General features: G+C 46.9%; 9 protein-coding genes. 6 read left to right on the forward strand and 3 right to left on the reverse strand.

The genetic code is table 11. The features are described from left to right. The first annotated feature begins 8 nt into the window (after positions 1-8). The 5 genes from atpA (at position 9) to glmU (ending at position 5,889) form a co-directional block, all read left to right on the forward strand. Positions 9-1,550, forward strand: a complete 1,542-nt coding sequence (gene atpA, locus BCU34_RS22915) for a F0F1 ATP synthase subunit alpha (protein ID WP_010433235.1) — start codon at positions 9-11, stop codon at positions 1,548-1,550. Positions 1,551-1,598: 48 nt separating this feature from the next. Next, positions 1,599-2,465: a F0F1 ATP synthase subunit gamma gene (atpG, locus tag BCU34_RS22920; protein WP_016794171.1), complete on the forward strand. Its 867-nt coding sequence runs from the start codon at positions 1,599-1,601 to the stop codon at positions 2,463-2,465. 34 nt (positions 2,466-2,499) lie between these two features. Then, the gene (gene atpD / locus BCU34_RS22925; RefSeq protein ID WP_048610850.1) at positions 2,500-3,903 is read left to right on the forward strand and encodes a F0F1 ATP synthase subunit beta; all 1,404 of its coding nucleotides are present in this window, start codon (positions 2,500-2,502) and stop codon (positions 3,901-3,903) included. 18 nt (positions 3,904-3,921) lie between these two features. Next, entirely contained in the window at positions 3,922-4,344 is a 423-nt protein-coding gene (locus BCU34_RS22930; protein ID WP_004735742.1) for a F0F1 ATP synthase subunit epsilon, read from the forward strand. A gap of 183 nt (positions 4,345-4,527) precedes the next feature. Further along, positions 4,528-5,889: a bifunctional UDP-N-acetylglucosamine diphosphorylase/glucosamine-1-phosphate N-acetyltransferase GlmU gene (gene glmU, locus BCU34_RS22935; RefSeq protein WP_102480825.1), complete on the forward strand. Its 1,362-nt coding sequence runs from the start codon at positions 4,528-4,530 to the stop codon at positions 5,887-5,889. Positions 5,890-6,001: 112 nt separating this feature from the next. On the opposite strand, the gene punC is transcribed toward glmU, so the two are convergent. After that, positions 6,002-7,213, reverse strand: a complete 1,212-nt coding sequence (gene punC, locus BCU34_RS22940; protein ID WP_102480826.1) for a purine nucleoside transporter PunC — start codon at positions 7,211-7,213, stop codon at positions 6,002-6,004. Between the two features lie 163 nt (positions 7,214-7,376). Here punC and punR point away from each other — a divergent pair, with 163 nt between their 5' ends. Further along, positions 7,377-8,291 (forward strand): DNA-binding transcriptional activator PunR, encoded by a 915-nt coding sequence (gene punR / locus BCU34_RS22945; RefSeq protein WP_048657821.1) that lies wholly within the window; start codon positions 7,377-7,379, stop codon positions 8,289-8,291. A gap of 99 nt (positions 8,292-8,390) precedes the next feature. Here the strand turns inward: punR and ilvA are convergent, their stop codons facing one another. Then, a complete protein-coding gene (gene ilvA / locus BCU34_RS22950; protein WP_102480827.1) occupies positions 8,391-9,935 on the reverse strand; it encodes a threonine ammonia-lyase, biosynthetic in 1,545 nt (514 codons plus the stop codon). A 2-nt stretch (positions 9,936-9,937) separates the two neighbouring features. After that, complete coding sequence (gene ilvD, locus BCU34_RS22955; protein WP_102480828.1) at positions 9,938-11,779, reverse strand: dihydroxy-acid dehydratase; 1,842 nt, start codon at positions 11,777-11,779, stop codon at positions 9,938-9,940.

Below are 11,779 nucleotides of genomic sequence, written 5' to 3' on the forward strand. Positions count from 1 at the left end.
ATTGGAGCATGCAACTTAATTCCACTGAAATTAGCGATCTAATTAAACAACGTATTGAATCTTTCGACGTTGTTAGTGAAGCTCGCAATGAAGGTACTATCGTTTCTGTAAGCGATGGCATCCTTAGCATCCACGGCCTAGCGGACGTGATGCAAGGTGAAATGATCGAACTACCGGGTGGCCGTTACGCTCTAGCACTAAACTTGAACCGTGATTCGGTTGGTGCTGTTGTAATGGGCCCGTATGCTGACCTACAGGAAGGCATGAAAGTTACAGGTACTGGTCGTATTCTAGAAGTACCAGTAGGTCCTGAAATGCTTGGTCGTGTTGTAAACACGCTAGGTGAGCCAATTGATGGTAAAGGTCCAATCGAAGCTAAATTGACTTCGCCTGTAGAAATTATCGCACCAGGTGTAATCGACCGTAAATCGGTAGATCAACCTGTTCAAACTGGTTACAAGTCTGTTGACTCAATGATCCCTATCGGTCGTGGTCAACGTGAACTAGTAATCGGTGACCGTCAGACTGGTAAAACAGCAATGGCGATCGATGCGATTATTAACCAAAAAGATTCTGGTATTTTCTCTATCTACGTAGCTATCGGCCAAAAAGCGTCGACTATTGCTAACGTAGTTCGCAAACTAGAAGAGCACGGCGCACTAGCAAACACTGTTGTTGTTGTTGCATCTGCTTCTGAATCTGCAGCGCTGCAATACCTTGCACCGTATGCTGGTTGTGCGATGGGCGAATACTTCCGTGATCGCGGTGAAGATGCACTGATTGTTTATGATGATCTATCTAAGCAAGCTGTAGCTTACCGTCAAATCTCGCTACTACTTAAGCGTCCACCAGGTCGTGAAGCGTTCCCAGGTGATGTTTTCTACCTTCACTCTCGTCTACTAGAGCGTGCTGCTCGTGTAAGCGAAGCATACGTAGAAAAATTCACTAACGGCGAAGTGACAGGCAAGACTGGTTCTTTAACTGCTCTTCCTATCATCGAAACGCAAGCTGGTGACGTATCTGCATTCGTACCAACGAACGTAATCTCGATTACTGATGGTCAGATCTTCCTACAAACTGAGCTATTCAACGCGGGCGTACGTCCAGCTGTTGATCCAGGTATCTCAGTTTCTCGTGTAGGTGGTTCGGCGCAGACTAAAATCATCAAGAAGCTATCTGGCGGTATCCGTACTGCTCTAGCTCAATACCGTGAACTTGCAGCATTTGCTCAGTTCTCTTCGGATCTTGATGAAGCGACTAAGAAGCAGCTAGACCACGGTCAAAAAGTTACAGAACTGATGAAGCAGAAGCAATACGCTCCTATGTCTGTATTTGACCAAGCTCTAGTAATCTTCGCTGCAGAGCGTGGATACCTTCAAGACGTTGAACTTTCTAAAGTTCTAGATTTTGAAGCTGCTTTACTGTCGTTTGCTCGTGGTCAATATGCCGATCTAGCAACACAGATCGACACAACGGGTGCTTTCAATAAAGAAATCGAAGCTGAGCTGAAGAAGCTTGTTGACGATTTCAAGGCAACCCAGACCTGGTAATTGGTAGGTGGTCTTAGGGCCACCTCATACCATTAACGGAGAGTAACGATGGCCGGCGCAAAAGAGATACGTAATAAAATCGGTAGTGTTAAAAGCACACAGAAGATTACGAAAGCAATGGAAATGGTAGCAGCTTCAAAAATGCGTCGTTCTCAAGACGCAATGGAAGCTACTCGTCCATATGCAGAAACAATGCGTAAAGTGATCGGTCATTTGGCTAATGGTAGCCTCGAGTATAAGCATCCTTATCTTGAGGAACGTGAAGCCAAACGTGTTGGTTACATCATCGTTTCTACAGACCGTGGTCTTTGTGGTGGTTTGAACATTAACTTGTTCAAGAAAGCCATGAACGACATGAAAGATTGGTCTGAGAAAGGTGCTGACGTTGAACTTGCAATTGTAGGTTCTAAAGCGACAGCATTTTTCAATAACAGCGGCGCGAAAGTAGCAGCTCAAGTTTCTGGTCTGGGCGATCGTCCAAGCCTTGAAGACTTGATTGGCTCTGTAAGCGTTATGCTGAAGAAATATGATGAAGGCGAATTAGATCGCCTGTTCGTAGTGTTCAACAAGTTTGAAAACACTATGGTTCAAGAACCAACGATCGATCAATTACTTCCTTTGCCTAAATCAGATAGCGAAGAAATGAAACGCAGTCATTCTTGGGACTACATTTATGAGCCCGAGCCAAAACCACTACTAGATGCACTATTGGTTCGCTATGTCGAATCTCAAGTGTACCAAGGTGTGGTAGAGAACCTTGCTTGTGAGCAAGCGGCTCGAATGATTGCAATGAAATCAGCAACAGATAACGCTGGTGACATTATTGATGACTTAGAACTTGTGTATAACAAAGCGCGTCAAGCGGCGATTACACAAGAACTTTCTGAGATCGTTTCAGGCGCAGCTGCGGTTTAAGCTTAGGTAAAACTAAATAGTTAGAGGATTAACGATGGCTACAGGTAAGATCGTACAGATCATCGGTGCGGTAGTCGACGTAGAGTTCCCACAGGGTGAAGTACCTCGTGTATACGACGCTCTGAATGTTAATGAAGTACAAGAACGTCTAGTTCTTGAAGTTCAGCAACAACTTGGCGGTGGCGTAGTTCGCGCAATCGTAATGGGTAGCTCTGATGGTTTACGTCGTGGTTTGACAGTTGAAAATACTGGCGCTCCAATCTCAGTACCAGTAGGTACTAAGACATTGGGTCGTATCATGAACGTCCTAGGTGACGCGATTGATGAGTGTGGTGAAATCGGTGCTGAAGAGCATTACGCAATTCACCGTGAAGCTCCAAGCTACGAAGAGCAGTCTAACGAGACAGCTCTTCTAGAAACTGGTGTTAAAGTAATCGACTTGATTTGTCCATTTGCTAAGGGTGGTAAAATCGGTCTATTCGGTGGTGCTGGTGTAGGTAAGACCGTTAACATGATGGAACTTATCAACAACATCGCACTTCAACACTCAGGCCTATCTGTATTTGCAGGTGTAGGTGAGCGTACTCGTGAAGGTAACGATTTCTACTTTGAGATGCAGGAAGCAGGTGTTGTAAACATCGAAAAACCTGAAGAATCAAAAGTAGCGATGGTTTACGGTCAGATGAACGAGCCACCAGGTAACCGTCTACGTGTTGCACTGACTGGTCTAACAATGGCAGAGCGCTTCCGTGACGAAGGTCGTGACGTTCTACTGTTCGTTGATAACATCTACCGTTACACACTAGCAGGTACTGAAGTATCAGCACTTCTAGGTCGTATGCCTTCTGCGGTAGGTTACCAACCTACACTAGCTGAAGAAATGGGTGTTCTACAAGAGCGTATCACGTCAACTAAATCTGGTTCTATCACGTCTGTACAGGCGGTATACGTACCAGCGGATGACTTGACTGACCCGTCTCCAGCAACAACGTTCGCTCACTTGGATGCAACGGTTGTACTTAACCGTAACATCGCATCTATGGGTCTTTACCCAGCGATCGACCCGCTAGATTCTACTTCACGTCAACTGGATCCATTGGTAGTTGGACAAGAGCACTACGACATCGCTCGTGGCGTTCAGTCTACTCTTCAGCGCTATAAAGAGCTGAAAGATATCATTGCTATCCTAGGTATGGACGAGCTATCTGAAGAAGATAAGCAAGTTGTATCTCGTGCTCGTAAGATTGAGAAGTTCCTAACTCAGCCTTACCACGTAGCGGAAGTATTTACAGGTGACCCAGGCGTTTACGTACCTCTTAAAGAGACTCTACGTGGCTTCCAAGGTCTTCTATCTGGTGAATACGATGACATTCCAGAGCAAGCGTTCATGTACTGTGGTGCAATTGACGAAGCTATCGAGAATGCTAAGAAGCTATAAGGCTAACTAGGAGGCGATATGGCAGCAATAACCTTTCACCTAGACGTTGTAAGCGCAGAGAAACAAATTTTCTCAGGCCTTGTTGAGACGTTTCAGGTGACCGGTAGTGAGGGTGAGCTTGGTATTTTCCATGGTCATACTCCACTGCTGACCGCTATCAAGCCTGGTATGGTGCGTATTGTTAAGCAGCACGGCCACGAAGAAATCATTTATGTTTCTGGTGGTATGGTAGAAGTTCAGCCTGGTACAGCGACTGTACTGGCTGATACAGCTATCCGTGGTGAAGAGCTAGACGCAGCAAAGGCGGAAGAAGCTAAACGCAAGGCTGTGGAGAATATCCAAAATCAGCATGGCGACATAGACTTCGCACAAGCGGCCGGTGAACTGGCTAAAGCCATTGCTCAGTTACGAGTTATCGAACTGACAAAACAGCGTCGTTAATCTTTTTTAAGATTATAGACTCTGAGATAAAGGCGACCTAAGGGTCGCCTTTTTGCATTTTTAGATTCTCAAAAATGCTTCTTTTACGTATCACTACTGGTTAAATGGTTATTGCGATTTAATTTTTTGGCCAAAAACGGTTACAATATCGGCTTAATAAAAATAACGTTGGATAGGTTTACAATGAAGTTTAGCGCGGTAATTCTCGCGGCGGGCAAAGGCACTCGCATGTATTCAAACACACCAAAGGTTCTGCACACACTTGCAGGTAAGCCAATGGTGAAGCATGTTATTGATACCTGTAATGGTTTAGGCGTTCAAAATATCAACCTGGTTTACGGCCACGGTGGTGATCAGATGAAGGCTACTCTAGCTGAAGAATCTGTAAATTGGGCACTGCAAGCTGAACAGCTAGGTACAGGCCACGCGGTGGATCAAGCATCTGCACATTTCGCTGATGATGAAAAAGTATTGGTACTGTACGGTGATGTTCCACTGATCTCACCTGAAACCATTGAAAACCTATTAGACGCCCAACCAAACGGTGGCATCGCGCTACTTACGGTCGTGTTAGACAACCCAATGGGCTACGGACGTATTATTCGTCGTAATGGCCCTGTTGTGGCTATCGTTGAGCAGAAAGATGCAACCGATGAGCAGAAGCTTATCAAAGAGATCAACACCGGCGTTATGGTTGCTACTGGTGGTGATCTGAAGCGTTGGTTGTCTGGCCTAAGTAACGACAACGCACAAGGCGAATACTACCTGACTGACGTTATTGCTGCGGCTCACGATGAAGGTCGTGCAGTTGAAGCTGTACACCCAGTAAGCCCAATTGAAGTGGAAGGCGTGAACGACCGCTCTCAACTTGCTCGTCTAGAGCGCGCTTACCAAGCTGAGCAAGCTGATAAGCTATTGAAGCAAGGCGTAATGCTTCGCGACCCAAGCCGTTTTGATCTGCGTGGTGAACTGCAGTGCGGTATGGATGTTGAGATTGATACTAATGTTATCATCGAAGGCAGCGTAAGCATTGGCGACAACGTGGTTATCGGCACCGGTTGTGTCTTGAAAGACTGTGAGATCGATGACAACACCATCGTGCGTCCATACAGCGTAATTGAAGGTGCAACGGTCGGTGAAGACTGTACGGTTGGTCCTTTTACTCGTCTACGTCCTGGCGCTGACATGCGTAATAACTCGCACGTCGGTAACTTCGTAGAAGTGAAAAATACTTGTCTTGGTGAGGGTTCGAAAGCGAACCACTTAACGTATCTAGGCGATGCTGAAATTGGCCAGCGTGTAAACGTGGGTGCGGGTGCAATTACTTGTAACTACGATGGCGCGAATAAGTTTAAGACCATCATTGGCGACGACGTATTCGTTGGTTCAGATAGCCAATTAATAGCGCCTGTTACGATTGGTAATGGTGCTACCGTTGGTGCTGGCTCTACAGTAACGCGCGATGTTTCTGAAAATGAGTTAGTTATCAGCCGTGCTAAAGAACGTAAGATTGCTGATTGGAAACGTCCAACTAAGAAAAAGTAGTCCCGTAATAAACAAGATGATTTAGTTAGAGCTACTGGTTTCTTTCTAAATAGCCATCGATATAAAAAAAGAGCGAGTAATCTCGCTCTTTTTGTTTTCGTTAACTTAGGAACTAGTCTTGTTTCTCGTCAGCGACCACTCGAGAGTTGTCTGGTGTCGCGAAGTGTTCAGAAAGCTCTTTGTTCGAAACAATATAGCCAACCCACAATGCACCTAAACAAATCACAACTGCAATACCCGTTGCGCTTAGTGCTTGGCTAGCCATTGCCGCGACCAATGCACTTGATAGGCCACTGATACTGATTTGCAGACTATTTTGTAGACCAGCAGCTGTTGCTGGGCTTTGCTTGGCACTTGATAGGGCACGGTTTACTACGATTGGGTAAAGTGCGCCATTTGCTACAGCAATCAAACAGAAAGGTGCAAGTAGAGGCCAGATTGACGTTAGTTCCCACTGTGATGCGATGAAGATAAGCATTGCAGCAACACTGAACAAACCAATCAGATTTCTTAGCACCACGCCATCTCCATACTTCTTCACCGCTTGCTTACCGAAGTAACCACCCGCCATGAATGCGATCGTTTGTGGGATGAAGCTCAAACCGATGTCTTTTGCTTCATAACCTAGCTGAGCCATGATTTCTGGCATGCCCGTTAGGTAAGCGAAGAACGCTGCAGATGCCGAAGCAAACATTAAAACATTACCCATGTAAGGCTTTGATTTAATAAGCATCTTGATGTCTGTCTTAATCGATGTCTGTTTTACTTCAGGTGCTTCTTTTGGTTGAGCCATTGTGGTTGCAACTAGCAGTGCACCCATCAAGGTCAATGTGATGAAGATACTGTGCCAGCCAAAGCTATCCGCCAGTAACACACCTAACTGAGGTGCTAGTGCTGGAGATAACGCAACCAAAGGCATGATGGTTGCAAAAATTTGCTGGCTGCTACTTTGCGAGTAACGCTTGATAACCATGGCTTGCCAGATTACCGCCGGAGCACATACACCGATTGCTTGAATGAATCGTAGTGTCAGTAGGTGCCATACCTCGGTGCTGAATGCTAAGCCGAATGAAGCTGCCGTAAAGATCACAAGACCAACCGCCAGCGTATTGCGGTGACCATACTTGTCACTTGCCAGACCCCAAAGAAGCTGACCCATTGCCATACCGCCAAGGAATACGGTTAGAGATAGAGCAATCTGCTCCGGGCCGGTTGCGAAATCAACTTCCATTGCCTTAAATGCAGGAAGGTACATATCGGTCGCAATAAAGCCAAGCATTGAAAGAACAGCAAGGTAGACCAATTGAAATTTAGAAATATTCATAAGATGCCATTAAGCTAAAGGTAATGATGTTTTTATCATCAAAAAAATTGTTTGATATACAGAGGTGAAAGCCCCTGTTTATTTATGCTGACATTCTATTTTTCAGACCTGATAAAATAAAACGCTAAAATATGTGGTTATCAATCAATAAATTTGAAGGCTTATGTTCTCTAAATCCTCTTTAGAAATGCTCGACACAGTGGCGCGCTTGGGTAGTTTTACCGCAGCTGCTGAACAGTTGCACAAAGTACCATCGGCGATCAGCTACGGTGTTAGACAGGTTGAGCAAGAACTGGATGTGCTACTTTTCAGGCGTTTACCGAGAAAGGTAGAGCTGACACCTGCAGGTGAGTTGTTCATTGAAGAGGCTCGTGCATTGCTCAGACAGATGGAAGAGGTCAGTGCCCAGACTCGACGAGCAGCGCGTGGTTGGAAGAAAACCTTGCGCCTAACGCTCGATAACGTGGTTAAGCTCGATAAGATGAAGCCGATGATTGAAGAGTTCTACCAAACCTTTGAGTTTGCAGAGCTCCAGATCAACATGGAGGTGTTCAACGGCTCTTGGGAAGCCATTGCACAGGGCAGAGCGGATATTGTTATTGGTGCTACTTCTGCGATTCCAGTTGGTGGTGACTTTGAGGTGAAAGATATGGGGCGCTTGGACTGGGCGTTTGTGATGTCGCCAAGTCACCCGTGTGTGCGAGAGCAAAACCTCAATGAAGAATTCGTGAGTCAGTTCCCTGCAATCTGTTTGGATGACACCTCTAGCGTACTGCCTAAACGCCACACCGGCCATTATGGCAACCAAAGGCGCTTGTTGTTACCTAACTGGTATAGTGCGATTGAGTGCCTTAAGAATGGTGTTGGAGTGGGCTACATGCCAAGACATATCGCTGCTCCTATTATTGAGCAGGGTTTGCTGGTGGAGAAAATCTTGCCTGAACCAAGCCCGCAGAGCCATTGTTGTTTGGTGTGGCGAAAAGACGATAACCATAAATTGATCGAATGGATGGTGAAGTACCTAGGATCGAGTGAGCAACTTCACCAAGATTGGTTGGATCATCGTAAGGCGATCTAATGATCGATTTGAAAGTGATCTTTTGGGTGCTTGGCCTGAATTGTCGCCAATAAAAAGAGCGAGTAAAAACTCGCTCTTTTTGGTTCGATAGCTTAACTCTTAAGACAAGAAGAACTTGTAAGAAGGGTTATCGGTTTCGTCTTTACACTGATAGCCAAGCTCTCGTAGGTGTGTCGAGAACTGAGCCAAATCATCATCACCAAGTTCGAAGCCACACAATACGCGACCGTAATCGGCGCCGTGGTTACGATAATTGAACAGGCTGATATTCCAGTGAGTACCTAAGGTATCAAGGAATTTAATCAATGCACCTGGATATTCTGGAAACTCGAAGCTGTACAGACGTTCTTGCAGTGGCTTCGATGGTTTGCCGCCAATCATGTAGCGAATGTGCAGTTTTGCCATCTCATCATCAGACAGATCGACAACTGGGTAGCCGCCTTCACGTAGGTCATTAATGATGTGATCGAGCTCTTCTTGACCACCTTGCAGACGTACACCAACGAAGATATTCGCTAGGCTTTCGTCGTTGTGGCGGTAGTTAAACTCCGTCACCGCTCGGCCGCCAATAATATTACAGAACTCTAGGAATGCACCTTGTCGCTCTGGAATAGTCACCGCAAGTAGACCTTCTCGTTTTTCGCCCAACTCACAACGTTCAGACACATAGCGCAAACCGTGGAAGTTGGTGTTAGCACCAGACAGTACCGTTGCCAGTTGCTTTCCTTGCAGTTGGTTCTGCTCAGCAAACTTCTTGAGACCAGCCAGAGCCAGCGCTCCCGAAGGTTCAGCAATCGCACGAGTGTCTTCAAAGATGTCTTTTACCGCAGAGCAGATCTCATCGCTAGATACAGCAATGTGCCCATCGATGTATTGCTGACATAGGCGGAATGTCTCTTCACCAATGCGCTTAACCGCGACGCCATCGGCAAACATGCTGACTTGATCAAGAACCACTGGCTCGCCGGCATCCAGTGCCGCTTTCAAGCAAGATGAGTCTTCAGGTTCAACCGCGATAACTTTGATTTCTGGCATTAGCTGTTTCACTAGTACAGCAACACCAGCAGCCAAGCCACCACCACCAACAGGCACAAAGATGTAATCCATGTGACCATTTTGCTGAAGCATCTCCATGCCCATAGTGCCTTGTCCAGCGATCACCAATGGGTGATCAAATGGAGGCACAAAGGTGTAGCCGTGTTCAGCAGAAAGGCGTTCAGCCTCTGCCTTCGCTTCATCAAAGTTGCTGCCGTGCAGAACCACGTTACCGCCAAAGCCACGTACCGCATCAACCTTGATATCAGGAGTGGTTTTTGGCATCACAATCGTGGTTTGAATACCAAGTTTAGAACCGGACAGCGCCATACCTTGAGCGTGGTTACCCGCCGATGCAGCAATCACACCAGCAGCTTTCTGTTGCTCTGAAAGGCTTGATACCATGTTGTAGGCACCACGTAGCTTGAACGAGTGGACCGGCTGACGGTCTTCTCGCTTTAGCTGAACCTGATTACCAATGCGCGCGCTTAAGCGAGGCATCTCTTGCAGAGGTGTCACGATTGCCGCTTCGTAAACCGGCGCTCTCAGGATCTGACGCAGGTAATCTGCGCCAGTTTGTTTTACGGGACTGACCGTGTCATCACTCATAGTTAGCCCTCAAGCTTAGACTTATCACGCACGGCGCCTTTGTCGGCACTGGTTGCCATGCTTGCGTAAGCTTTCAGTGCGAATGAAACTTCACGCTGACGGTTTTCTGGTTTCCAGCCTAGTGCGTCTTGCTTAACACGACGCGCTTCTAGCTCAGCTTCAGGCACATCAAGTGTGATTGAGCGGCTAGGGATGTCGATAGTGATGATGTCGCCAGTATTCACTAGACCAATAACACCGCCACTTGCAGCTTCTGGAGAAGCGTGACCGATAGACAGACCCGAAGTACCACCAGAGAAACGTCCGTCCGTTAGAAGCGCACAAGACTTACCTAGACCCATAGATTTTAGGTAAGTAGTTGGGTAGAGCATTTCTTGCATGCCCGGACCACCTTTAGGACCTTCGTAACGAATAACAACCACTTCGCCGGCTTTTACTTTACCCGCTAAGATACCGTCTACCGCCGTGTCTTGGCTTTCGAATACGATTGCAGGACCTTGGAATTTCAGGTTCTCCTCATCAACACCCGCGGTCTTGACGATACAACCATCAACGGCGATGTTACCTGAAAGTACCGCTAGGCCACCTTCTTGGCTGAATGCGTTCTCTTTGGTACGAATACAACCATCGACACGGTCATCATCAAGGCGATCCCAACGACAATCTTGTGAGAAGGCTTTAGTCGTACGAATGCCCGCAGGGCCTGCACGGAAGAACTTAAGCACGGCTTCGTCTTCGGTCTGCATGATGTCGTATTGAGCTAGCTGCTCTTGCATGCTTAGGCCAAGTACAGTGCGTGTTTGGTTATTTAACAGGCCAGCACGGTCTAGTTCACCTAGGATAGCCATTACGCCACCAGCACGGTGAACGTCTTCCATGTGGTATTTAGGTGTTGAAGGAGCAACCTTACATAGGTGTGGAACACGGCGAGACATCTCGTCGATATCACCCATATCAAAGTCAATCTCACCTTCTTGAGCCGCCGCTAAAAGGTGAAGAACTGTGTTACTTGAACCACCCATTGCGATATCTAGCGCCATTGCATTATCAAAGGCTGCGCGGTTAGCGATGTTGCGTGGCAGTGCTGATTCGTCATCTTGCTCGTAGTAGCGCTTAGTTAGGTCAACGATGCGCTTACCTGCATTGATGAATAGCTCTTCACGGTCAGCGTGCGTTGCTAGCATAGAGCCGTTACCTGGTTGAGATAGGCCAAGTGCTTCAGTTAGACAGTTCATTGAGTTAGCCGTGAACATACCTGAACATGAACCACATGTTGGACATGCAGAACGCTCTACTTGCTCACTTTGCTCATCAGAAATGGTTGGATCGGCACCTTGGATCATTGCGTCAACAAGGTCTAGCTTGATGATTTGATCTGAAAGCTTAGTTTTACCTGCTTCCATAGGGCCGCCAGATACAAAGATCACTGGGATGTTTAGGCGCATTGCAGCCATCATCATTCCCGGAGTGATTTTGTCACAGTTAGAGATACACACCATTGCATCCGCACAGTGTGCATTGACCATGTATTCTACTGAGTCTGCGATAAGCTCACGTGATGGCAGTGAGTACAGCATGCCGCCGTGGCCCATTGCGATACCATCATCCACTGCGATGGTGTTGAATTCTTTAGCGATACCACCCGCTTTCTCGATTTCACCCGCAACCAATTGACCCATGTCTTTAAGGTGCACGTGGCCTGGAACGAATTGAGTGAACGAGTTTACAACCGCGATGATTGGCTTCCCGAAGTCATCATCGTTAACGCCAGTTGCACGCCATAAAGCGCGCGCACCAGCCATGTTGCGTCCGTGAGTAGTCGTTGCTGAACGATAGATTGGCAT

The organism is Vibrio sp. 10N.286.45.E10, from assembly GCF_002874195.2.
In the GTDB taxonomy this organism is placed as follows: domain Bacteria; phylum Pseudomonadota; class Gammaproteobacteria; order Enterobacterales; family Vibrionaceae; genus Vibrio; species Vibrio crassostreae.

What these genes read in the sequence shown, in the direction of transcription:
- glmU (WP_102480825.1), top strand. Translation starts at nt 4,528, where the DNA reads ATGAAGTTTAGCGCGGTAATTCTCGCGGCGGGCAAAGGCACTCGCATG.
- ilvA (WP_102480827.1), bottom strand. Translation starts at nt 9,935, where the DNA reads ATGAGTGATGACACGGTCAGTCCCGTAAAACAAACTGGCGCAGATTAC.
- atpD (WP_048610850.1), top strand. Translation starts at nt 2,500, where the DNA reads ATGGCTACAGGTAAGATCGTACAGATCATCGGTGCGGTAGTCGACGTA.
- ilvD (WP_102480828.1), bottom strand. Translation starts at nt 11,779, where the DNA reads ATGCCAATCTATCGTTCAGCAACGACTACTCACGGACGCAACATGGCT.
- BCU34_RS22930 (WP_004735742.1), top strand. Translation starts at nt 3,922, where the DNA reads ATGGCAGCAATAACCTTTCACCTAGACGTTGTAAGCGCAGAGAAACAA.
- atpG (WP_016794171.1), top strand. Translation starts at nt 1,599, where the DNA reads ATGGCCGGCGCAAAAGAGATACGTAATAAAATCGGTAGTGTTAAAAGC.
- punR (WP_048657821.1), top strand. Translation starts at nt 7,377, where the DNA reads ATGTTCTCTAAATCCTCTTTAGAAATGCTCGACACAGTGGCGCGCTTG.
- punC (WP_102480826.1), bottom strand. Translation starts at nt 7,213, where the DNA reads ATGAATATTTCTAAATTTCAATTGGTCTACCTTGCTGTTCTTTCAATG.
- atpA (WP_010433235.1), top strand. Translation starts at nt 9, where the DNA reads ATGCAACTTAATTCCACTGAAATTAGCGATCTAATTAAACAACGTATT.